This is a genomic window from Pedobacter metabolipauper (assembly GCF_004362715.1).
Lineage (GTDB): Bacteria > Bacteroidota > Bacteroidia > Sphingobacteriales > Sphingobacteriaceae > Pedobacter > Pedobacter metabolipauper.
In genome coordinates this window covers 994,779-1,018,356 of the sequence record NZ_SNYC01000005.1, presented here as the reverse complement: position 1 = coordinate 1,018,356, position 23,578 = coordinate 994,779, and the positions used below count along the sequence as shown (strand labels likewise).

The 23,578-nt window shown below is 44.0% G+C and carries 16 protein-coding genes; 11 read left to right on the top strand and 5 right to left on the bottom strand.

All coding sequences use genetic code 11. From position 1 onward, the window contains the following. Nucleotides 1–106: 106 nt before the first annotated feature. From ATK78_RS16695 to ATK78_RS16665, 7 genes are read left to right on the top strand one after another with little or no spacing between them, the layout of a single operon-like run. On the top strand, nucleotides 107–3,304 hold the full coding sequence (locus tag ATK78_RS16695; RefSeq protein WP_133577245.1) for a SusC/RagA family TonB-linked outer membrane protein: 3,198 nt from the start codon (nucleotides 107–109) through the stop codon (nucleotides 3,302–3,304). Nucleotides 3,305–3,320: 16 nt separating this feature from the next. Continuing rightward, a complete protein-coding gene (locus ATK78_RS16690; protein WP_133577244.1) occupies nucleotides 3,321–5,273 on the top strand; it encodes a RagB/SusD family nutrient uptake outer membrane protein in 1,953 nt (650 codons plus the stop codon). Between the two features lie 37 nt (nucleotides 5,274–5,310). After that, nucleotides 5,311–6,522 (top strand): DUF4959 domain-containing protein, encoded by a 1,212-nt coding sequence (locus tag ATK78_RS16685; RefSeq protein ID WP_166664903.1) that lies wholly within the window; start codon nucleotides 5,311–5,313, stop codon nucleotides 6,520–6,522. 36 nt (nucleotides 6,523–6,558) lie between these two features. Next, nucleotides 6,559–7,245 (top strand): DUF4998 domain-containing protein, encoded by a 687-nt coding sequence (locus tag ATK78_RS16680; protein ID WP_133577242.1) that lies wholly within the window; start codon nucleotides 6,559–6,561, stop codon nucleotides 7,243–7,245. A gap of 53 nt (nucleotides 7,246–7,298) precedes the next feature. Next, nucleotides 7,299–8,159, top strand: coding sequence for a glycoside hydrolase family 16 protein (locus ATK78_RS16675; protein ID WP_133577241.1), 861 nt, complete (start codon nucleotides 7,299–7,301; stop codon nucleotides 8,157–8,159). Between the two features lies 1 nt (nucleotide 8,160). Further along, entirely contained in the window at nucleotides 8,161–10,098 is a 1,938-nt protein-coding gene (locus tag ATK78_RS16670) for a glycoside hydrolase family 97 protein (RefSeq protein WP_133577240.1), read from the top strand. Nucleotides 10,099–10,107: 9 nt separating this feature from the next. Then, nucleotides 10,108–11,991 (top strand): rhamnogalacturonan lyase, encoded by a 1,884-nt coding sequence (locus ATK78_RS16665; RefSeq protein WP_133577239.1) that lies wholly within the window; start codon nucleotides 10,108–10,110, stop codon nucleotides 11,989–11,991. Nucleotides 11,992–12,079: 88 nt separating this feature from the next. Here the strand turns inward: ATK78_RS16665 and ATK78_RS16660 are convergent, their stop codons facing one another. The 3 genes from ATK78_RS16660 to ATK78_RS16650 form a co-directional block, all read right to left on the bottom strand. Continuing rightward, nucleotides 12,080–14,677, bottom strand: a complete 2,598-nt coding sequence (locus ATK78_RS16660; RefSeq protein ID WP_133577238.1) for an alpha-L-arabinofuranosidase C-terminal domain-containing protein — start codon at nucleotides 14,675–14,677, stop codon at nucleotides 12,080–12,082. Nucleotides 14,678–14,897: 220 nt separating this feature from the next. After that, nucleotides 14,898–15,470, bottom strand: coding sequence for a Crp/Fnr family transcriptional regulator (locus tag ATK78_RS16655; RefSeq protein ID WP_133577237.1), 573 nt, complete (start codon nucleotides 15,468–15,470; stop codon nucleotides 14,898–14,900). A 23-nt stretch (nucleotides 15,471–15,493) separates the two neighbouring features. Beyond that, nucleotides 15,494–15,868, bottom strand: a complete 375-nt coding sequence (locus tag ATK78_RS16650) for a nuclear transport factor 2-like protein (protein ID WP_133577236.1) — start codon at nucleotides 15,866–15,868, stop codon at nucleotides 15,494–15,496. 107 nt (nucleotides 15,869–15,975) lie between these two features. On the opposite strand from ATK78_RS16650, the gene ATK78_RS16645 reads away from it, so the two are divergent. After that, on the top strand, nucleotides 15,976–16,491 hold the full coding sequence (locus ATK78_RS16645) for a DinB family protein (protein ID WP_133577235.1): 516 nt from the start codon (nucleotides 15,976–15,978) through the stop codon (nucleotides 16,489–16,491). Between the two features lie 66 nt (nucleotides 16,492–16,557). Here ATK78_RS16645 and ATK78_RS16640 read toward each other — a convergent pair whose 3' ends face one another. Together ATK78_RS16640 and ATK78_RS16635 are read right to left on the bottom strand one after the other, a co-directional pair. Further along, on the bottom strand, nucleotides 16,558–17,400 hold the full coding sequence (locus tag ATK78_RS16640) for an oxidoreductase (protein WP_133577234.1): 843 nt from the start codon (nucleotides 17,398–17,400) through the stop codon (nucleotides 16,558–16,560). Between the two features lie 78 nt (nucleotides 17,401–17,478). Further along, on the bottom strand, nucleotides 17,479–18,423 hold the full coding sequence (locus ATK78_RS16635; RefSeq protein WP_133577233.1) for an AraC family transcriptional regulator: 945 nt from the start codon (nucleotides 18,421–18,423) through the stop codon (nucleotides 17,479–17,481). Nucleotides 18,424–18,606: 183 nt separating this feature from the next. On the opposite strand from ATK78_RS16635, the gene ATK78_RS16630 reads away from it, so the two are divergent. The 3 genes from ATK78_RS16630 to ATK78_RS16620 all read left to right on the top strand — a co-directional run bounded on the left by ATK78_RS16630 (nucleotide 18,607) and on the right by ATK78_RS16620 (nucleotide 23,575). Then, entirely contained in the window at nucleotides 18,607–19,215 is a 609-nt protein-coding gene (locus tag ATK78_RS16630) for an RNA polymerase sigma factor (protein WP_133577232.1), read from the top strand. Between the two features lie 136 nt (nucleotides 19,216–19,351). Further along, the gene (locus ATK78_RS16625) at nucleotides 19,352–20,356 is read left to right on the top strand and encodes a FecR family protein (protein ID WP_133577231.1); all 1,005 of its coding nucleotides are present in this window, start codon (nucleotides 19,352–19,354) and stop codon (nucleotides 20,354–20,356) included. 87 nt (nucleotides 20,357–20,443) lie between these two features. After that, nucleotides 20,444–23,575: a SusC/RagA family TonB-linked outer membrane protein gene (locus ATK78_RS16620; protein WP_243732557.1), complete on the top strand. Its 3,132-nt coding sequence runs from the start codon at nucleotides 20,444–20,446 to the stop codon at nucleotides 23,573–23,575. Nucleotides 23,576–23,578: the final 3 nt, after the last annotated feature.

Here is a 23,578-nt window from a genome sequence, read left to right as displayed (position 1 = left end):
TATTTAAAGACCGGGGATACAGGAATACTCCGTTCCAGTCATTTCAGGCTTCGCCACAGGGCCGCTTACCAAACTCATCATCAACGTATCCATAAATAAGATAGCTATGAAGAAAAATATTAAGGCGATTTTTAAGGTTTTCATCTTTTGCTTCTTACTGGCAAGCGTACAAAGTACATTTGCACAGGCGGATGTTACCGTTCGCGGAGTGGTAAGGGATAGTATTGGAGGTATTCCATCTGCAGGTGTAAAGGTATTTGGTACTAACACTGGCGGATTAACCGATGGTGACGGCCGTTATACGATTAAAGCACCATTGTCTGGAAAACTGGTGTTTTCTAATGTTGGTTTTAAACCCATGACCATTACGGTTGCAGCCTACAGGCCCAATGCTGACGGGATATACGTCATCAATGTCACACTGATCGCCAATGACGAGTCGCTGGAAGAAGTTGCCATCGTGGGTTTTGGTGCACAGCAGAGAAAAGCGAGTATGGTCAGTGCCATTACTTCTGTCAATTTAAAGGACCTGCGAACTCCTTCTTCCAATTTAACCAATGCCCTTGCCGGAAAGGTTGCGGGGGTTATTGCGTTTCAGCAAAGTGGTGAACCGGGGCTGGGGACAGACAACTCTACTTTTTACATCCGTGGTCTTTCTACGTTTGGTACCGGAAAACGGGATCCGCTTATTTTAATCGACGGGATAGAATCTACGCCTACAGACATGGCCCGTTTACAGCCGGATGATATTTCTGATTTTTCTGTACTTAAGGATGCTGCTGCCAGTTCCATTTATGGTGCAAGGGGGGCGAATGGCGTTGTTTTGATCAATACCCGGTTGGGTAAAGAAGGTGCGGCAAGGTTTAGCTTCAGGGGGGAGAACCGTGTTTCCAGTAATACGAAGAACTTTCAACTGGCAGATAACATCACCTATATGCAATTGGCCAATGAGGCTTCTGTAACCCGTACGCCTCTTGGTATCCCGCCATACAACCAAAACAAGATTAACCATACCATGGCTGGTGATGATCCATATCTGTACCCGAATAACAATTGGGTTGATCAGTTAATAAAAGATTATACCGTTAACCAGGGCTTCAATTTAAACATTAGCGGCGGAACCAATAAGGCCCGTTATTATATAGCAGGTACATATAACCTGGATAATGGGGTGCTGAATGTGGATCCCATCAATAATTTTAACAGCAACATCAAGCTGAATAACTATGCCGTACGGTCTAACATTGATCTGAATGTAACCAAGTCTACCGTTTTATTACTGCGGATCTACGGACAGTTTGATGATTACAATGGGCCTATAGGTGGCGGGGCAACAACCTTTAACAATGCGTTGCGGTCAAATCCTGTGATGTTCCCTGCGGTTTACCCGCAATCCAAACTGCCATATATTGAGCATCCGTTATTTGGCGGCGGGCGCACCGTAAATACCGGTGCTTCAGAAACGAGTACGTTGTTTGTTAATCCCTATGCAGAGATGGTAAAGGGCTATCAAACCTACAAAACATCGAACCTGAATCCCCAGCTCGAAATTAAACAGGATCTGAATGGCATTACCGAGGGATTAAGTGCGCGGGCAATGTCTTATATCAGAAGAACTTCCAGGATTGCATTAAATAGATTTTACAATCCATTCTACTATTCTTCTACCATAGATCCTACGGATGGTTCTTACGCCATCAATGTGTTGAATGATGGCTCAGCTACTTCTGTAGGGACTGTTGGAACTGAATACTTAAACTACACAGAAGGGGATAAATTGGTGGATTCCAGATTCTGGATGGAAGCTTCCGTAAACTACAGCAAGGCCTTTGAGAAACATTCTGTTGGCGGAATGCTGGTTACTTATTTCTCCAGTTATGAAGCTGGCAATGCCGGATCTTTGATCCGTTCACTTCCAAACCGTAACAATGGGTTATCCGGCAGGTTCTCTTACGGATATGACGATCGTTACCTGGCCGAATTCAATTTTGGTTATAACGGTTCGGAGCGCTTTTCTGAGAAGAACCGGTTTGGTTTCTTCCCTTCAGGGGGTATTGCATACCGTATTTCTAATGAGAAATTCTTTGAGCCGCTTAGAAATGTGATCTCCAATTTAAAATTCAGGGCTACGTACGGGGTTGTAGGAAATGACCAGATCGGGAACGTAGACGAACGATTTTTGTATATGTCTAACGTAAATATGGAAGATGCCGGCTTTGGTTCCTCTTTTGGACGGAATGACGGTATTGGAACGTATTACAGAAATGGGGTTTCCATTTCGAGGTATGCGAATGATGCCATTACCTGGGAAAAATCAAAACAGCTGAACCTGGGGATGGACTTAAGTCTTTTCAACGCATTCGACCTTATTGTTGATGCATTTAAGCAGGAACGAACCCAGATCTTACAACCGGTAACTTACATTGATAATGCATCCGGGCTGATGGCCACCCCGATGTCCAACTATGGTTCACTGAAATCACAAGGGGTAGACCTATCTGCAAATTACCGGACAAATTTAAGTAAGAACCTGAGTGCTGAATTCAGGGGAACATTTACGTATGCCACCAGTAAGGTTCTTCGAACAGACGAACTGCAGTATCCGGGTAACATTGCTTATTTATCCCGTATGGGATATTCGGCTAGCCAACAATGGGGATACATTGCGGAGCGGTTGTTTTTAGATGAAGCTGATGTTGCAAATTCGCCTACCCAATTTGGCGATAACGGTTTATTGGCAGGAGATATCAAGTACCGGGATATCAATGGCGATGGTGTAGTGACTACAGATGATCAGGTTGCCCTGGGGTATCCTACGCAGCCTGAGATCATTTATGGCTTTGGATCTTCCATCCGGTTTAAGAAGTTTGATCTTAACTTTTATTTCCAGGGATCTGCCCGTTCCACGTTCTTTATTGATCCGACGCCAATGCAGCCCTTCTACCTGGAAGGCGGATATCAAACCGGTTTGCTGAAGGCGATTGCAGACGACCACTGGTCGGAAGATAACCGGAACCTGTATGCATTCTGGCCACGCCTGAGTACCTGGAGGGTTGCCCCAAATAACAACCGGTCTACCTGGTGGATGCGTAACGGAAGTTTTATCCGGTTAAAGAATGTCGACTTCGGATATAATTTTACTAACCTGGAGAAGATCCATATTAAGAGCGCCCGGATCTACTTTTCTGCCATCAATCTTTTTGTCTTAAGTAAGTTTAAGATGTGGGATGTGGAGATGGGTGGTAACGGACTTAATTACCCCCTTCAATCGGTTTATAATTTAGGTATTTCTTTGAACTTATAATTTAAAATTAGTCAGTATGGAAAATTATTTCCTTAAAAAAACACATTATATAGTTGCTGTATTATTGCTTTTCATTGTGGGTGTTACGTCCTGCAAGAAATACCTGGATGTTGTTCCGGACAATGTGGCAACCATAGAGAATGCGTTTAAGCTTCGCAATGAGGCAGAAAAGTATCTTTTTACCTGTTATTCCTTTCTTCCAAAGAATGGGGATAACTGGTATAATGCGAGCATGTTTACGGCTGCTGAGATTATTCCGCCTGAAGCTGATCAGTCTAACTGGCATGCTGCCTACCGGATTGCTAAAGGGCAGCAAAATAAAGATGCACCTTTATTTGATGAATGGGGAGGAGCGAGAAAAGGAACTCCGGGCAATACCCGCTATGATCATTTAAAAATTTGGAGGGGTATCCGCCACTGTAACATTTTCCTGGAAAATATTAAGGATATGGATAAGGTGCCGGATCTGACCCTGGATGAACGTACGCGCTGGATTGGTGAAGTGGAATTCTTAAAAGCCTATTATCATTATTATATGCTGCAGATGTATGGCCCTATTCCCATTATCAACGAGGATCTGGCTGCGGAAGAGAGTTTGCAAAAACGCATGCCGGTTGATGAGTGTGTTAATTTTATTTCCAGTCTGCTGGATGAAGCCATTCCAAAACTACCGTTACGAATTGTTGATGAGAATACGCAGCTGGGAAGAATTACGCAGCCTGTTGCCCTGGCTATCAAAGCAAAATTATGGCTGCTTGCAGCTAGTCCTCTTTTTAATGGAAATGCAGACTATGCAAATTTTAAAGATAAAGACGGTGTATTGCTGTTCAATACTACTTATGATGGCACCAAATGGATTAAGGCGAGAGATGCTGCTAAAGCAGCTATAGAAGCTGCTGAACAAAGCGGCAATGCACTTTATGAATATAAAAATGATGTTTATGGACTGAGTCCGGAAACCAGGACCCAGTTAAACATACGGAATGCGGTTACGGACCGCTGGAACCCTGAAGTGGTATGGGGCCTTTCCAACAGTTATTTTGCCAATGAATTTGCCTGTATGCCGCCATTGATCAGGGGTGCCAATACCAACAGGGGTCAGCTTCAGGGAAAATGGTCTACCCCGATCGGTATTGCGAGGATGTTCTACACTAAGAACGGTGTTCCAATTGAAGAAGATAAAACACTGAATTTTTCTAACTATACGACCATAAGAACAGCTACTACGGCTGAACGCTTCAATATAGAGCCTGCCTATCAGACCGCCCGTTTAAATTTTGACCGTGAACCGCGGTTTTATGCCGACCTCGGATTTGACGGGGGCATCTGGTATATGCGTGATGGAAATGCAACCAGCAGTGATGTGAATACCATGTATATTCAATCTAAAAATACCAATAGGGGTGGTTTTGGAGACGTAACGAACTGGAATGAAACCGGGTATTTTATCAAGAAACTGGTTCATTGGGAATCTACAACGAACAGTACGAATGCACCTTCCTGGAGAAGTTATCCATGGCCGGAGATTCGCCTTGCTGATCTGTACCTGATGTATGCGGAAGCACTCAATGAGGCAGAGCCGGCTTCCAGTCTGGCCATTGACTATTTGGATAGGGTAAGGGTAAGGGCAGGTTTAAAAGGTGTTGTAGAGTCCTGGACAAACTTCTCCAGTAATCCTGCAAGGTATACGACCCAGGATGGTCTGAGAGAAATTATACAACGGGAACGCCTGATCGAGTTTGTTTTTGAAGGACAGCGCTTCTGGGATATGAGAAGGTGGAAACTTGCTGCCGCTGAATTTAATAAAGACATTACTGCACTAAATATTTATGGTAAGACGACGGAGACCTATAATGTGGAGCGTGTGGTTTGGAGCATGAAGTTTATTGCACCGAGAGATTATTTCTGGCCCATCGGTAATTACGATACCAGGAGAAATCCAAAGCTGGTAGAAAACCCGGGTTGGTAGTATGAACAATATAGTTAGTCATTTAAAAGATCATCAAATGAACTTAAACACATTAAAAAAACTCGTATTCCTGATTTTAGGAATAGCAGCCATCCAGTCCTGCAAAGAAGACCTGGACTTTAAGGAGCCATCTATTATAGATAAAACGGTTCCGGGGGTGGTGTCTAATATTTCTGTAGAGAACCTATCCGGCAAGGCCAAGATCTCTTACAGCATTCCGGCTGATAAGAATTTGCTGTATGTAAAGGCGGTTTATACGCTGGCAACCGGGCAGGCCATTGAAGTAAGATCGTCTTCGTATAATAATTCCTTAATGGTTGAGGGCTTTGCCGACACAAAGGAACATGAGATTACGTTGTATTCGGTAAGCCGGTCTGAAGTGCTTTCTGATCCTGTAGCGGTTAAAGTGACTCCGCTGGAAGCCCCTATCTGGAAGGTTTTTAAGAGCATGGTCATTTTGAATGCTTTTGGTGGGTATAACCTGGCTGCTGAAAACCCGACTAAAGGAAACATTTCTATTTTAGTAATGAAGAAGAATGTGATCCGTGAGTTTGAAGTGGACAATCAAAAAAGTGTGTTTACCTCAACAGATGTCATCCTTTCCAAGATCCGCGGTCTGGACACCACGAGTAGTCAGTTTGCCTTTTTTGTAAAAGACAGATGGGGGAACAGTACGGATACGTTATATAAAGACATTAAGCCCATTTTTGAGGCTGAACTTTCCATTACCAAGTTTAGAACACTTGTACTGCCGGGTGATGCGCCGCAGGTAACGAATGGCGCTGTAGGAATACCGGGTATCTGGGATGGCAAATATGGCTGGCCATATACCAGTTTTACACACCAGGTTAATGGCGGGCCGTTGCCGCATATGATTACATTCGATACGGGTGTACTTGCTAAATTAAGCCGGGTTTGGATCCGTCCTTTTCCTGAAGGTACAAGGTGGTACTATCTGTCTACCATGAAAAAGTTTGAGATCTATGGATCTGTCAGCCCGAATTTAACTGGTGCCCTGGATGGCAGCTGGATCCTACTGGGTACCTATGAGCTGAACAAGCCGTCCGGACTTCCTTATGGAACCGATAGTGCCGAAGATCAGGCCACGGCAGCAGCGGGATTTAGCTGGGATGTGGATTTAACGGCCCCTAAAATAAGGTACCTGCGAATCAGATGTATAGAGAATTTTGCCGGAGGTACTGCCCAGAGCATCAATGAGCTGAAGGTATATGGCGATCCGCGGAACTAATTCATCAATTACACGTGTATATTAAACGAAAAAAAAATGAAACAAACTTTCATATATAAAAATCTGGGGATCGTAGCTGTTATCCTATTGCTGCTGGCCTCCTGTTCAAAATGGGATGATTTTAAGAAATATACCAAAGATGGTGAGGTTTACTATACCGGAAAACTGGATAGTGTGAAGATCTCATCCGGCAAGGGCCGTGTGCTGGTTAGCGGTTTGCTGAAAGCAGATCCTAAAATTGTAAAGTGCAGGATCTTTTGGAACGACATGAAAGATTCGGTAGAGTATGCCATTACGTCCAGCGGTTCTCCAGCTGTCTTTAGTAAGATCTTTTCGGTAGCTGAGGGTGTTAAGAATTTTGTGATCTATACGTATGATCTGGAAGGAAACCGCTCTGTTGCCGTAAACGCCATCGGTACCTCTTATGGTGATGCTTACCGGCGCAAAATGAGTAACCGGTTAATTTCATCCCTGGCTTTTGCATCCAATAAAACGACCATCAACTGGGAGCAAATGGATCTGTCTACCGGCGTGCAGTTCACAGAAACGCAGTATGTAGTTAATGGAGCAACACTGATCACCTTAACACCAGTTACCCAGGCATCCACAACTACCGTGCTGGACGGGTTCAATTATCAGACTACCAGATTTAAATACAGAACGATCTTTAAGCCTGATGTTTCCAGCATTGATACTTTTGCCACAGCCTTTACTACACGATAATTGATGCCCGGAAGTATTCATGCTTTCGGGTATTTGCATAAATTGCATAGCAGATGAATATTTTATATCGGATACCCCGGGTTTTCTTTTTTACGATCGTCTTTTCGGCAGCAGTGTATGCCCAGAAAGCAAATCCTTCATCTGCCTATTTAAAAGAAGGCTATAAACTGGTCTGGGCGGATGAATTTAATGGTGCCGGCAGACCCGACACGTTAAGCTGGAATCATGAGCGGGGCTTTGCGCGTAACCAGGAGCTTCAGTGGTATCAGCCGGATAATGCCTGGTGTGAAAATGGCAGGCTAATCATTGAAGCCAGGAAGGAAACCAAGCCCAACCCCCGCTATAAAAAGGATGGAAAGGACTGGAGGGACAGCCGGGAATACATTCAATATACTTCATCCAGCATCAATACCTCCGGGTTGCATTCCTGGCAGTATGGCAGGTTTGTAATGCGGGGCAAGATTGATGTAAGTGCTGGGCTCTGGCCGGCATGGTGGACACTGGGTGTATCCGGAGAATGGCCATCCAATGGTGAAATTGACATCATGGAATATTATAAAGGCAGGATACTGGCCAATATAGCGGTTGGTACTTCAAAACGTTATCAGGCCGAATGGCACAGTAAGACGAAAGCGGTTGATGAACTCGGAGGGGCCGCATGGGCTTCAGAATTTCACATTTGGCGTATGGACTGGACTGAGACAGAGATCTCTCTGTTTGTAGATGATCAACTGCTCATTGCTGTTGCAATGGACCAGCTATATAATAAAGACGGCAGCAGTACGCATCCCTTTAAGCAACCGCATTATATGTTGCTTGATCTGGCTATGGGTGGCTTAAATGGCGGAGTGCTTGGTGATACCAAATTTCCTAACCGTTTTGAGGTGGATTATGTAAGTGTTTATCAGAAATAAGATGTTTAAATTAAAGATTGGCTTGATCCTCGCATTCTTTTGTGTGGTGCAGGCAGTTGCACAAACTAAACCCTTTTTGGTATCCAGTCCTGATCGAAACCTGGTTGCGGAATTATGGAGCAGTGCCGGTGGAGAAGTTTACTATCGCGTAAAGCACAAACATACCACCGTTATTGATTCTTCTGCCCTTGGACTTTTTTTAAAAGATGGAGACCTGTTTCATGCGCTCCGGCTGGTCTCTGCTTCAAAAATCCAGCGCATTAAAGACCGTTATGCCATGGTGTATGCCAAGAAATCAAAGATCAGCTACCAGGCAAATCAGCGAACCTTCAACTATGTGAATGCTGATCTGCAAACCCTAGGTATTGTTTTCCAGGTATCTAATGATGCGGTTGCATTCAAATACCAGTTATCGGGGAAGTCTACGGGTTTACAGCAGGTTTTAAAAGAAAATACAGCGTTTAATTTCCCTGCGGGAACACGGACCTGGCTACAACCCATGCAGGTTGCAAAATCCGGATGGGAAAGCAGCAATCCCGCTTATGAAGAACATTATCACGTTGATGTTCCGGTTGAAGCTGTTGGTGAAAATAAAACAGGCTGGGTATACCCGGCATTGTTTAAAAGTAAGGACAGCTGGGTACTGGTTACAGAGGCAGGACTGGACAGCAATTACTGTGCTACCCGGTTATTGTCTGCTGCAAAGCCTGGCAATTTTACAATCGGATTTCCAGATCCGCGGGAGGTCATTTCCGGAAAGGGGCTGCTGCCGCAATCGGCATTTCCATTTTCTTCTCCCTGGCGTGTGATTACTATCGGTGACCTGTCTGCAATGATCACTTCAACCGCGGGCACTGACCTCGCAAAACCTACCGGGTTAAAAGACCTGTCTTTTGTTAAGCCGGGAAAAGCATCCTGGAGCTGGATCAACTCTAAAGATGATTTTATCGTTTATGATGAGCAGATCTGTTACATTGACCTTGCCGCCAGTATGAACTGGCAATATTGTTTGATCGATATTGACTGGGACCGTAAGATCGGATATGATCAGATCAAAAAGCTCTCTGAATATGCGAAGAGCAAGAATGTTGGCTTGCTGCTTTGGTACAATTCTGCTGGTGATTGGAACACCGTTAAATACACACCTAAAAACTTAATGCTGACGCATGAAAGCCGGGTTAAAGAATTTTCCCGGATTCGTGATCTGGGCATTAAAGGAGTCAAAATAGATTTCTTTGCCGGTGATGGACAGTCGGTTATTAAGTATTATATCGATATTCTCCATGATGCGGCTGCATATGGTCTGCTGGTAAACTTTCATGGTGCCACATTGCCAAGGGGATGGGCGCGGACGTACCCACAGCTGCTCACTGCAGAAGCCGTAAGGGGCTTTGAGAATGTTACCTTTAACCAGAAGGATGCAGACCGGGAGGCAGAGATCTGTACCGTACTCCCATTTACAAGAAATGCATTTGATCCGATGGATTACACGCCTGTAAATTTATATAAGGTACAGTCCAATACCAGACGGAAAACGAGTAACGGCTTTCAGCTGGCACTGTCAGTTTTGTTCTTATCGGGCATTCAGCATTATGCCGAATCTCCGGCAGGGATGTCTCATGTTGATGAAAAGGTAAGAACTGTTTTGCGCGGCATTCCATCTGCCTGGGACGATGTGAGGTTTATAGCTGGATACCCTGGTAAATTTGTTGTAGTTGCCCGGAGATCAGGTAAAAAATGGTACATCTCTGGAATTAACAGCCAGGCTACTAGTCAGAAGATCTCTATAAATTTATCTTTATTTGGTAAACAGAAAGCCAATTTTATTGGTGACGGAGCAGATGATTTTTCGTTCGTGAATGAAATTTACAATGCTGACCGTACGGCCAGGGAAATAGTGATTAAACCTTCCGGTGGTTTTTTGATGGTTTTAGAATAAGCTGATGACATGAAATTTGATAAGAAATTACTCCTGATTATTTTTAGCTGTTATTTTAGCACGGTCGCTGCGCAGCGGCAAATGGAATACCTGGACCGGGGACTTGTTGCCGTTACCACGCAGCGTGGGCATATTGCCGTTAGCTGGCGTTTGCTTGCCACAGATCATCCGCAAACTTCTTTTAACCTGTACCGGAGCAGCCAGGGTAAAGTGGTCCGGTTAAACCCAGCGCCATTGAGCGCTTCCACCTTCTTTACCGACAGCGCAACCCAAATTAGCCTGGACAACCGCTATTATGTAAGGGCGGTAGTAAAGGGGAATGAGCAACAGAAAAGTGCGGAGTTCCTGGTGAAGGCTAATGCGCCAAACTACCTGTCTGTTCCCCTGCAAACCCCAGCGGGTTATGCACCGAATGATGCCTCTGTTGGAGATCTGGATGGTGATGGCAGTTATGAGATCATTCTGCATCAAACGGGTACTGGTCATGACAACAGCCACTCCGGAATAACTGATCCTCCAATCTTTCAGGCCTATAAGATGGATGGTACGCTATTGTGGACGATCAATCTGGGCATCAACATCCGCGAAGGGGCGCACTATACCCAGTTCATGGTCTATGACCTTGATGGTGATGGAAAAGCTGAGCTTGCGATGAAGACTGCAGATGGAAGCAGGGATGGAAAAGGGAAGATCATTGGGGAGGGGGCCAGGGACTGGCGTAACGCCAGCGGCTATATATTGGCCGGGCCTGAATACCTAACGATTTTTGATGGTCTTACCGGGGCGGCACTTTTTACTACGGCCTATCTTCCGCCAAGGCATCCGGACACGTCAGCACCAAGTTCTGATCAGCTAAAAAAACTTTGGGGCGATGGTTACGGAAACCGGATGGACCGTTTCCTTGCCGGCGTAGCTTACCTGGATGGCAAGAACCCAAGTCTGATCATGGCCAGAGGCTATTATACGAGAACCGTGATTGCGGCATGGGATTTTAAAGACAAAAAACTCACATCGAGGTGGGTATTTGATACAGAAGACGGTACTGCGGGTAATAAAGCTTACCGTGGACAGGGAAACCACAGCCTGTCTATTGCCGATGTAGATCAGGATGGTAAAGATGAGATTGTATATGGGGCGATGGTTGTAGATGATAATGGAAAGGGGCTTTATAGTACCGGCTTAGGCCATGGTGATGCCCTCCATGTTTCGGATCTGGATCCGGAACGTCCCGGGCTGGAGGTGTTTGATATACAAGAGCGTTTTGACGATGCCGGCGCGCATTTTCGTGATGCCAAAACCGGGGAGAACCTTTGGAAAAAGGCTTCTGTAAAGTCAGGTGATGATGGGGAAGGGCCGGGAAGAGGACTGGCACTTAATATTGATCCCCGGTATGCGGGATCAGAATGCTGGGTTGCCGGTGCCGGGATTACTGGAATATTTGACCGTAAGGGAAATCGTATAGCCGATAAGACACCACCCTGTAATATGGGCATTTACTGGGATGGTGACCTGCTCAGTGAATTGCTAAACGGCACTGCTGTTTATAAATGGGATTATCTTCAGGAAAAGACATCTGTGCTGCTGAGTGCGGTTGGTTGTATTGCCAATAATGGTACTAAAGCTACACCAGTGCTCTCCGCAGACCTGTTTGGCGACTGGCGGGAAGAGGTGATCTATGGTACTGCTGACCATCGGGAATTGCGAATCTTTACAACTGATATTCCTACCAAACACCGCCTGTATACCTTTATGCATAATCCGCAATACCGGTTAAGTATTGCGTGGCAGAATGTTGCTTATAACCAGCCTCCCCATACCGATTATTACATCGATGAAACCATGCACATGCCTGCCTTACCCAATCTTAAGATCATAAAAGCAACAAAGAGATGAGTATCTTAAAATATGCCATCCTTGCCGCGGCGGTTCTGTTTTTTGCAGGCCAGCTATAAAAGGCTGCAGCCTCGGTTCCTGGATGCTGTTACCTTAATTTTAAGCGGTATACTGTAAATGAATATGGAGGTAATTCGATATTTAGGTTGCTTTCAAATGTTACCTCAGAAACTACAGGAACCGTATTCTTATCTCTCGGGTTGCCCTCTAAAACGGTCTTTATAAACTTTCCATCGGTAATGGGCAATTCTTTGAGATCTATTTTTGAATTGACGGGTACCGGCAGCATATTGACTATTTTCAGAATGAGTTCTTTTTTGCTGGTGTCGCGAACCACAGAATACCCAATTCGTTTTTTTACGGCTTCCTGGCTGTTTGATAATTGTATTGAAGCGGGCAGGTATTCGTTTCCTGCATGCTGCCCAAATAACTGCTGTACATAGTAGCCGGTTGTTGGTTTGACGGTGGTATTGTTAAAATAGATCAGATCCGGATTCCATTGGGTATGTCCTTCTTTGGCGAGTAAGGGGGCGTAAGAAGACATGCTTACTACATCTCCGTTACGTTCCAGTGCGGTTAAATATAGCGCTTCGGCCAATGCACTTTCATGATTGGTTCCAATTCCCGGAATGCTGGCCGCATATTCACCCAGATACACTTTAGATTTTGAGCGGTCATACTTATCGTAAAAATCCTGATTGTTGATAAACCAGCCCGCGGTCTGGTAATAGTGCTCATCTACCATTGGTACCTTTAGTTTGGCAGCAAGATCCCAGCCTTCCCGGTAATCAGTGCCTTCAAAAAATGGACCTACTGTTCCGATCACGGTAATTTCCGGATGCTTCTTTTGGAGTGCGTTATAGATCATGGTAAAGCGTTCTTCAAAAATATCGGTAATCAGATCTTCATTACCAACGCCAATGTATTTTAAGTTAAATGGTTTGGGATGTCCGGCTTCAGCACGTTTTTTCCCCCATTTGGTGGTTACGTCTCCATTGGCATATTCAACAAGGTCTATGATATCCTGAACGTACTGATCCATTTGATCCATTGGAATCCCTCCCTGCTGTCCTTTTCCACCTGCTGACGAATTTTGACATGGAACTCCTGCAGCGACTACAGGTACCGGCGCGGCACCAATGTCTTCACAAAATGCAAAGTACTCAAAATAGCCCAGTCCGGCAGTCTGGTGATAACCCCAAAGATTCCGTTGGGGTTTACGGCTTTCGAGTGGGCCAATTGTATTTTTCCAGTGGTAAATGTTTTCAATGCCATCGCCATGGGCAACACAGCCGCCAGGAAAGCGAACAAACTTCGGATGTATATCGGCGATCTTTTGTGCCAGATCTGCACGGAGTCCATTTTTTCGTCCTTTAAATGTGCCGGCAGGGAAAAGTGAGATCATGTCCAGTGATAATCTTCCGGCAGACATCACCTTTAGCTCAATTTGGGCATCATCTGCACCGGCCTGTGCTGTAAGCTGTACGGAGGTTGTTTTCCATCCACCAGGGCTGAGGATTATATTTTTCGTTGCAATGGATTCTCCTTTTTTGTTAACCAGGCTCACCTGTACAGTTATCGCCTTACGTTCTGCATGTTTGCTGAACAGGGAAAAGTTATATTTTGCCCCGTTTATTACGGAGATGCCATCAAATCCGGAATTGACAAGTATGGTACCTGGAGACTTCATATCAAGTACGGCATAATGCATATTGTTTCTATGAACTGGTTGAATGGTGTCTATGGTTAAACTGCTGATGGCTCCCTTTAAGATCCAGGAATGCATGCTGTCCCATTTTTTATCATTTCCCTTTTTGTCGTTCAGGTTGTATTCAAAGTCCCTGTTTTGGATTAGTTCTCCGTATAATCCGCCGTCAGCGGCATAATTGATGTCTTCAAAGAAAATACCCAGCAGCATATCGCTGATTGCTTTGGCCCGTTCAGGATGGATGGTCAGCGCTGCGGTTACCGGCTTTAATCCGGCAAACCGCTGTGCATCCTGTAACGATGATTCCTGGTTCTGCGATTCTTTAAATTGTTTGAGATCTTGCTCTTTGATCAGCTGGCTAACCATACGCCAGGCTACCCGATGAACCTGTCCGGTTACTTTACCGGAAGGTAAAAGCACGGTTAGGCTTGGGTTTTTATATTCGCTGGCAGGTACTTCCAGGGATGGACTGTATGATTTGAAATCTTTAGTTGTTGTGGTATAGTATTGTTCAGAACGGTCTGCATAAGTGATGATGTAGTATTGATTATTTTTATCGTAACGGATTACCGGGCGCAGGCAGTTGAGGCCCTTTGATAGGAGGGGATAACTTTGGCGGCCCCAATCTATGAGGTTGGATGAAGCAGCGTGTGCAAATGTATGGTCCTGATCGTTAAGGCTCCACACGGCGTGCCATGTGCCATCTGGTGATTGTGTTAAATTGGGGCTGATCATTTTCTTTTCCGCTCCCCAGGCGCCATAGTCACTTTTTATAAAACTAAATTCATTTCCAATGGTGGTCCAGTTAATCCGGTCGGCACTATACGCAAAGTGGAGCCCGTTATGGCTGCCGTTTTTTGTGGTGGCATAGAAAAGGAGATAAACCGAATCGGGTTCGTCGATTGTTTTGTTCATTGACCAGGCATCGGGTACCAGCAGCATTATAAACAAGAATATTACGATTGGCATTCTTTTCATCTTCAGTTAAAATTAGAACCTCATTTTAGTGCGTAGTATTGCACATTTGTACGTCCTCTTAGCAAAGCGGATCACGATAAGGTTCGTGTTATATTTGGCATCTTTATTAAATGTCTAATTAACGTTTATTTTGTTGGAAATGAAAATTTATATGAATTTCTTTTGTAAAATTCGTTAGTCTATCTACCCGTTGCGTTACAAAACACGAGGTAAAGTAATTCTACAAATTCTTTTTGCGGATCATGCTTAAAAAAACGGGGGTTATCCCTAGAAATGACGCAATGTGTTTCTGTGCAATGCGCTGTTCCAATTTGGGATATTGCTTTTGAAATCGCTCATAGCGTTCTTCCGCAGATCTTGAAAGGTTAGCGGTCATGCGCCGTTGATATAAACTGAATCCATTCTGGGTTAATATCCGGAAGAAGCGCTCAAATTTTGGGATTTTAATATAGAGCTGTTCCAATGCGGAATAACTAAAATAAAGCACTTCGGTATCTTCCAATGTATCGATTGAATAAAATGCAGGCGTTTGTCCGGAAAAGCTGGCCAGATCTGCTGCCCACCAGTTTTCCGGACAGAAAAGAATATTATGTTCTTCACCATCTTTGTCTGTGTTAAAAACACGCAGACAACCTTTATTCACAAAATAGATGTTCCTGCATATATCGCCCGCCTCTGATAATAGGCTTTTCTTCTTTACCGTCTTACTTTGCAGCTTAGACTTCACATAGGCGATCTCTTCGGGATCGAGCACAATGTGCATGGCGAAATTATCAAGGATCAATTGGTGCATTTGGTAAAGATAAATTTTACCGGCTACTTTTCTTTATAAGGATTTAATGGCCCAAAGAAACTTACCAAACGGGTAATTTGATTATTATCATTAAATTCAAAGTAATCAAATCCTTCCTTTGTTTCTTCCGGCAACACTACTTTCCAGGTATAACGGCCAACGTTGTGGTGGTAATCCGGGGAGGTCAGGATATAGAAAGCCCTGACTGGGATAATTTCCAGGGATCCATAGGCCAGTTCTGCGAGGCCATTTACTCCTGTTATCCCATTATAATTGGGGTCTGTATAGGTGGCATCGTGTGCCCAGCACTTTGCAAAATCCGTTTTAAATTCTTCCAGTTCCTTTCCGTTCCAGGCAGCAACGTATTGTTCGATCATTTCTTCTACTGATGTCATCATCTTTATTGATTTTTTGTACTACAAAGGACGGATACCCGAACCGGAATAAAATTAAAGTAGTTTAATAAAAGCAGTAACTTTATGCTGGATACTTAAAAAATATACACATGTCACAGCAGCTTGAAGTTTGGCAAAGAGGCCCGTTACCTGAAATTATTCCGATGTTGCAGCCTGTAGCCCATGCGCTGCTGCAGGCCAGAGAAGAGATTAATGAATATATGTATGAATTTCCCAAAGAATTACTTTGGGAGCGCCCGGCAGGAATGGCTTCTACCGGCTTTCATCTTCAGCATTTGAGTGGGGTACTGGATCGCGTATTTACCTATGCGCGGGCAGAAGGTCTTTCTGAATTTCAGTTTTCACAGCTGTATGAAGAAGGGAAAGATGCTGAAGAAGGATACTCTGTAGAAGCCTTGGTTGACCGGTTCAATAACCAGGTAGATCTTGCGATGCAGCAGCTTAAGGATACCGATGGATCAATCCTGGCAGATTACCGTGGAATTGGTCGTGCCGGTCTGCCTTCAACAGTAATTGGATTACTGTTTCATGCTGCGGAGCATACGATGCGCCATGTTGGTCAGCTGATGGTAACAGCAGCTGTTGTTAAAAATTACAGGCCGTAGAGCGTCAGGAAGTATAAAAATAAGGCGCCCGAATTATGACGGGTGCCTTATACATGGATTTTGATTTTATTTAAAGTCGGTTGAAAGCGTAATCTGTTTATTGGTTTCAATACCGTTTTGCAGCATTTGTATTTTATAATTGGCAAATTGCAATGCATCTGAGCCAAGCAATATGCGAAGTGGAGGTTCGCTTACTTTACTAAGACTGATGATTACTTCCGCGATTTTTTGAGGATCACCAGGCTGGTTTCCCGGTACATCTTCTTTATGTTTACGGATCTCTTCTGCAATTGCCCCATATTCTGCTATCGGATTTTTAGGATTGGCAATTGATCCGCTGCTTAAGAAATTTGTGCGTACATAACCGGGTTCTATGATTGTTACGTTAATGCCAAATGGTTTAACTTCCTGGGCCAGGGCCTCAGACATTCCTTCTACGGCGAATTTGGTTCCGCAATAAATTCCCCAGCCTGCACCGGCAATCAGGCCAAAGACTGTAGACATGTTGAAAATGTGCCCGGATTTAGCTGCCCTCATGTGTGGCAAGACAGACCTGGTTACATTCAGCAAACCGAATACGTTGATGTCAAAACTTGCCTGTACTTCTTCATTGGATGATTCTTCAATTCCACCGATTAAACCGTACCCGGCATTGTTTACCAGGAAATCGATAGATTTAAAATGTGCGACGGCGGATGCTACTGCGCTGCGAACACTTTCTTCGTTGACCAAATCAACCTGCAAGGGCAAGAATTGAGGTGAAGATACCCCTATCGCCTTTTTAAGTGCATCCAGGTTACGAGCAGTTGCCGCAACGTTATATCCTTCTGCAAGTAATTGTTTTGCCAATATCAGGCCTATGCCTTGTGAGCAGCCTGTTATGAACCATGTTTTTCTTTGATTTTCCATGTTTTTAAATTTATGGTACAAAGAAACTAACATTGGCCCGACCGGCATTTATTCAAACTATAGGGATACTTGCGAGTTTCAACTATTTAGCTGTGAAGCGGCATTTTTTCTGAATATTGACGGAGATATGTGTTCCTTTTTCTTGAAAAAGGAGGTAAAGGCCGCATGCCCGGAAAAACCCAATCCGTTACTTATATTGCTGATATCCCAATCGGTTTGGATTAGCAATGCCTTGGCTTCATACAGCATTCGTTCCTGGATATGTTCTCTTAAAGTTCTTCCTGTTTGTTCTTTGACCAGTGCGTTCAGGTAATTGGGGTGTATGTTCAGTTGATCTGCAAATTCTGCGGCCGTTTTAATCTTTACAGTGACATTGGGTCCTTTGACTTGGAAAGCAGATTCCAGCAATGACAGGAATCCATAGATGTAACCATAGCTTTCAGGAACCTGAATATCAGCCAAATTTTTGCCAGCCCTTTTAGCTTCCAGAAGGATCATTTGAAGGTGCAGTAAAATGGCTTGTTTCTTATCGTCATTGCTGCCCTTTTCTTCCTTCATGATTGACTCAAAATATTGATTAATAGAAGCAGACTGACTGTCTGTTAACCGGATCACAGCTTTTGATGCCTTAAAATAAGGGTAGGTTCTTAAGGAATGCAGTACATGGTCGGCATCATCTTCAAAATATCTGGGGTGGATCAGGCAAAAGTGTCCGCCTGTATCTTCAGAAGTGGTTTGCCAGGACATAATCTCATCAGGATGGAGAAATGCTATATCCCCCGGGCCCAATATATATTGGTGCAGGCCAACAGTGAGTATTCCTGTACCGGCGGTCATGTGAAAGATCTTAAAAAATTGCCTGCGGTTGGGAGATATGTAATCAACCACCGGATAATTCTCCCTGTTTTCTATGCTAAAATAGCTGGCATTGACCGGGTAATGCTGCACTTTTAAGAAAGGGGTTTTGTAGTTAACCTCGGCAAATGATGCTAACGCTAAACGGGGAATATCCAATTTTTCCATATACTAAGTTACAGGATTTTCACCAATTACGTAGGATATGGGCTGACGATACTAGTGCCATGACACCAGCATAAATTCTAAATGAAATGATTTTACAAGCGTCTAATTTTTTTAATTGCTTAACGGTGTGTTAATAAACGGCAGTTACTTTTGCAGCTGTGGACACCAATAAGATGATGATTGATGGAATTGTATTCAGATAAATCTCTTGTTAATCTGATTTCTGAATCAAATTATAAGGCCTTTACTGTGCTTTATGACAGGTATTGGCGCCAACTGTACCGGATTGCACTCAGCAAAACGGGGAATGAAGAAGATGCGCTGGATATTGTTCAGGAGTTTTTTATCGATTTCTGGAATCGCAGGGAGGCCCTGAAAATTGAAAAGTCTGTTGATAACTACCTGGTATCTGCGCTGTTCCATAAGATCTTTATGCACTTCCGTAAAAAGGGACTTGAAGAAAAACACCTTCAAAATTATACCTACTTTATTAGCCAGCTGGACGGGGATACCCTGGCCAGTAATATGGAAACCGAACATGAAGAGGCTTATACCGAGTTGATTGGTCTGGTTACTGATACCATTGAACAGATGCCTGAAAAAATGAAGCAGGTGTTCGACTTAAAACACAGGCAATCCCTGAGCATTGCTGAGATTGCCGGAATCATGGGCATTTCTACACAGACGGTCAAAAATCAACTGTCTAATGCGATGATAAAATTGCGCAAATCTACGGAGAAGCAGGTTCCTGGTGCTGCCAGTTCTCTCTTTTTAATCTGGTTGTTTTCTTAGTTCCCCGCTTAAGATCAATACGCTATGGCCCTGTTATTTTCTTAGTATGGTTCTTAACATCAATATTCTGATTTATTAATATAACCTTAACACGGCTGGTATAGTACTTTTTTCATTTACTGCAACTACACCGTATATGCAACCAGAAAAACCATCATTAGAAGAGCTGCTGAATAAGCACCATGACGGAAAAGCGACGCCTGAAGAGGAATTGCTGCTTCGGAAATGGGTGCGTCAATTAAACTTTCCGGCAGACCAGCAGGTTGAAGATCGTATTGGCCAATTGATGAAGCATCAAATAGACCGGGCCAATGGAAAGGGGGCGCCAGCACGGATTGTTCGCCTGATGCAACCTTTAAGATATATTGCGGCAGCGATTCTGCTTATATTGACCTGCGGTGGTTACTATTTTATTAGCCGCTACCAACCGGATACTGGAAACGCTGCTGCGATTGCCGGCAGGGTTACCGTAAATTTTAAAAGACTGCTAAACAACAGTGGAAAGATTCAGGAAGTAAGGCTGGCTGATGGTTCTGTTGTTAAATTGAAAAGCGGGAGTACGCTGTTGTGGCAGGTTCCTTTTGCTTCGGACAGTAGAAAGGTTGAGCTTACCGGAAAGGCCTTTTTTAATGTTGCTAAAAACAGGCATAAGCCATTTGTGGTATTCTCAGGTGATATTACAACCACTGCATTGGGAACTTCATTCTGGATAGAACAGCAGGAGAATAACAGGGAGATTGATGTTAGGCTGATTACCGGAAAAGTAGTGATCAAAAAACAATCATTTCATAAAATATATACGCTGGCTTATTTAACTCCCGGACAATCTTTAAACTATCAGGTCAACACCGGTCTGGCAAAAGTAAGAAACCAGGAAAAACGTATCCCTTCACCTAATCTGTTGAAAGCTGTACAGCGGGAGCTTCTCGTTTTCGATAATACCTCTCTTGACGAAGTTTTTGAGAAAATTCAGGCTTACTATCAAGTCAACATTGAATTTAACAGGGAAGAGGTTAGCTCCATGGCATTTTATGGCAGCTATTCTGAAACTGACGATCCGGAACGGATCTTAAAAACCATAGCCATAGCTAATAACCTGGTACTTAAAAAGGATCATCAAACATTCATCATTTCAAAATAAATAATCCCTGATCATTTGGTATCTGCAGGTGCCAAACAGCTGAATATTGGCTGTAATGGGAAACTATTGCTCATAAACTAAAAGAAAATGCTTAAAAAAAGAATGCAGAAAGTGCTGCACAGGTGCTTCAAAATAGCCGTCATTTTACTGCTGCTCAGTACGGAGACGTATGCTCAGGATACTGGAAACATCAGTGTCATCATTCAGGATCTTAAAGGGGAGACCATGCCCGGTGCATCGGTCAATATTTCAAATACCTCTAAATCTTTTTCAAAAACATCGGCATCAGATACCAACGGGATGGTTGTTTTTGCAAATGTGCCAAAAGATACCAATTACTGTATCTCTGTTTCCTTTATCGGTATGGAGACACAAAAAAGGTGTGAATATGCTGTTAAGGCGGGACAAAAAATCACGATTGTAATTAAAATGGAAGAGGGTAAGTCCAACCAGATGAACGAGGTTGTTGTTGTTGGATATGGTACTCAAAAGAAAGAGAACCTTACCGGATCTGTAGGGGTTATTAAAGAAGGGCAGATTGCCGGCAGGCCTGTAACGCAATTGTCGCAAGCCCTTGCCGGAGCCTCTCCGGGATTGTATATCAATGCAAATACGGGTGAATCCGGAAACGATCAGGCAAGCATCAGGATTCGCGGTACGGGTACATTGAATGATGCCAACCCGTTAATCCTAATTGACGGAATTGAGGGTCCTTTAGATAACATCAATCCCTCAGATGTTTCTTCGGTAAGTATCCTTAAGGATGCGTCATCTGCCGCAATCTATGGATCCAGGGCTGCGAACGGGGTAATCCTTGTTACTACAAAAAGGGGCAAGATGGGCGATAAAACATCTATTAACTATAATGTATATTCAGGGGTTGCTACGCCAACGGTATTGCCAGAGATGGTAACCGATAATGCCATGTACCTTAAGCTTTACCGTGAAGCGATGCAAAATACAGGAAGTACTGTATCCTATACCGATGCAGATATTGAACGGTATGCACAGTTGCCTTCTACAGATTGGATTGATGAAGTATTCAGGGATGCTGCTCCAATTACACAACACTCCCTATCCGTAAATGGTGGCACGGAGCGTGTGTCTTACCTGTTCTCATCGGCTTACCTGGATCAGGCAGGATTGCTTGACGGCGATCAGAAATACCGCCGTTTCAATAGCCGTTTAAACCTGGATATGAACCTGTCAAAGAAATTTGATGCTGGAATTTCATTCTCCTATGCCCGTGGCAACAGTTCTCTGGCAAGCCAGCAAAATGTTGGCGAGCTTACCGGTAAAGGCAGCCTTGTTTTTGAAGGCGGGTTAACACAGCATCCCTTAACCCCGGTATATGATACAGAAGGCAGATATGCTGGTCCTGAAGCGAAACTTGGTCTCCGGAATGATCGGGCTAGCGGACGTGCTATCCTGGATAATCAGGCTACTGAGGCACTTAACAATGACCTGCTTGGCAGTGCTTTCCTGACTTACGAACCTTTAAAGGATCTGAAGATCAAAGGAACGGTAGCTTTTAACAGCCAGATCAGACATGTGGAGGATATAAACAGGGAGTTTAAGCAGTACGACTGGATTACAAGCACTCAGCTGAGCCTTACAAACCCAACCAGTAATATGACCGATATACAATCCAGCAAGTTCAATGTAACTACCTTATTGCAGGCCAACTATGAAAAAAGCTTTGGTAAGCATAGCATCAAGGGATTGGCAGGGTTTAACCAGGAAACTTCGGCACAACAAAACAACCGCCTGGCGCAGGAAGGATTTGCCACGCCAAGTCAGATCATTTTTGGAAAGGGAACGAAAACAATATTGGTTTCCGGAACAAAAGGAGAGTGGGCACTGCGTTCGTTCTTTGGGCGGATCAACTACGATTATGATGGTAAGTACTTATTGGAAGCTAACCTGCGCCGGGATGGTTCATCCCGCTTTGGAAAGAATAACCGTTGGGCCATGTTCCCTTCATTCTCTGCAGGATGGCTGGTCTCTAATGAGGGCTTTTGGAATAAAGACATTATTAACTATATGAAAGTACGGGGATCATGGGGTAAGTTGGGTAACCAGAATACCGCGCTTTATCCTTTTGCATCGCAGGTATCCCTGGAAAATAATTATGTGCTTGGAACCGGACAGGTATCTGGTGCTGCACTGGCAACATTGGGAAACCCTGATTTGAAATGGGAAACTACTACGACTACGGACATCGGCCTGGAGCTTGGCTTATTCAACGCTAAGTTTACACTGGAGGCTGATTATTTTGTTAAAAGAACGGATGATATCCTCACCGAATTAAGAAATCCATTGGTAACGGGGATTGTGAGCCCAACTATTGTAAATGCGGCTTCTGTTGAAAATAAAGGATGGGAAGGCGCCATTAACTACAGGGACCGGATTGGTGATGTGAACATTGGTCTTGGTGCCAACGTAACTTATATCAAAAATAAAGTGCTTGCCATTAATCCGACACTTGGGGGAGCAGAAGACCGTGTAGAGATCAGTTCTATAAACAACATTTACCTGATGCGCGGCGAATCTATCAATGCCATGTATGGATACATTACCCAGGGTATATTCCAGAGTACTGAAGAGATTAGCAATGCACCTGATCATGCGCTGTTTGGTAAGCCGGTTCCTGGTGATTTCAGGATTCAGGATACGGATAATGATGGTGTGATTACTGAAAAGGACCGCGTGGTGATGGGAAACCGTCAGCCGCAGTGGTTGTTTGGATTTAACCTGAGCGCAAATTATAAAGGTTTTGATTTTGCGGCACTGTTTCAGGGCATCGGTAAGGCTGATGCATTTATATCAAGGTTAAACGGTCCGTTTCCAAGAGCTGGTGTCCGTAAAATATGGGAAGACCGCTGGACTCCTGAAAATCCGAGTACAACGATGCCAAGGATCTGGTCTGACAGAAGCGGTTATAATGGGAAGACTGTAGAAAGTTTACCTTCTTCATTCTGGGTACAGAAAAGAGATTACCTGCGTTTAAAAAATATACAGCTTGGATATACCTTCAGTAAGAAAAATATTACAAGACTTCCTGCACAGAGTATCCGGATCTATCTAAACGGACAAAACCTGTGGACGACCACCAAATTTAAAGACTTCGATCCGGAGCGTCTGGATACAGAAGCTTATGTAACCACTTCACTTCCACAGGCAAAAATTATTACTGCCGGTCTTAATGTAACCTTTTAATTT

Bases quoted from the DNA above. Each gene is read 5' to 3' on its own strand.
- ATK78_RS16695 (WP_133577245.1), top strand. From the start codon at position 107: ATGAAGAAAAATATTAAGGCGATTTTTAAGGTTTTCATCTTTTGCTTC.
- ATK78_RS16620 (WP_243732557.1), top strand. From the start codon at position 20,444: ATGCTTAAAAAAAGAATGCAGAAAGTGCTGCACAGGTGCTTCAAAATA.
- ATK78_RS16670 (WP_133577240.1), top strand. From the start codon at position 8,161: ATGTTTAAATTAAAGATTGGCTTGATCCTCGCATTCTTTTGTGTGGTG.
- ATK78_RS16630 (WP_133577232.1), top strand. From the start codon at position 18,607: ATGGAATTGTATTCAGATAAATCTCTTGTTAATCTGATTTCTGAATCA.
- ATK78_RS16690 (WP_133577244.1), top strand. From the start codon at position 3,321: ATGGAAAATTATTTCCTTAAAAAAACACATTATATAGTTGCTGTATTA.
- ATK78_RS16645 (WP_133577235.1), top strand. From the start codon at position 15,976: ATGTCACAGCAGCTTGAAGTTTGGCAAAGAGGCCCGTTACCTGAAATT.
- ATK78_RS16680 (WP_133577242.1), top strand. From the start codon at position 6,559: ATGAAACAAACTTTCATATATAAAAATCTGGGGATCGTAGCTGTTATC.
- ATK78_RS16635 (WP_133577233.1), bottom strand. From the start codon at position 18,423: ATGGAAAAATTGGATATTCCCCGTTTAGCGTTAGCATCATTTGCCGAG.
- ATK78_RS16640 (WP_133577234.1), bottom strand. From the start codon at position 17,400: ATGGAAAATCAAAGAAAAACATGGTTCATAACAGGCTGCTCACAAGGC.
- ATK78_RS16660 (WP_133577238.1), bottom strand. From the start codon at position 14,677: ATGAAAAGAATGCCAATCGTAATATTCTTGTTTATAATGCTGCTGGTA.
- ATK78_RS16650 (WP_133577236.1), bottom strand. From the start codon at position 15,868: ATGATGACATCAGTAGAAGAAATGATCGAACAATACGTTGCTGCCTGG.
- ATK78_RS16625 (WP_133577231.1), top strand. From the start codon at position 19,352: ATGCAACCAGAAAAACCATCATTAGAAGAGCTGCTGAATAAGCACCAT.
- ATK78_RS16675 (WP_133577241.1), top strand. From the start codon at position 7,299: ATGAATATTTTATATCGGATACCCCGGGTTTTCTTTTTTACGATCGTC.
- ATK78_RS16665 (WP_133577239.1), top strand. From the start codon at position 10,108: ATGAAATTTGATAAGAAATTACTCCTGATTATTTTTAGCTGTTATTTT.
- ATK78_RS16685 (WP_166664903.1), top strand. From the start codon at position 5,311: ATGAACTTAAACACATTAAAAAAACTCGTATTCCTGATTTTAGGAATA.
- ATK78_RS16655 (WP_133577237.1), bottom strand. From the start codon at position 15,470: ATGCACCAATTGATCCTTGATAATTTCGCCATGCACATTGTGCTCGAT.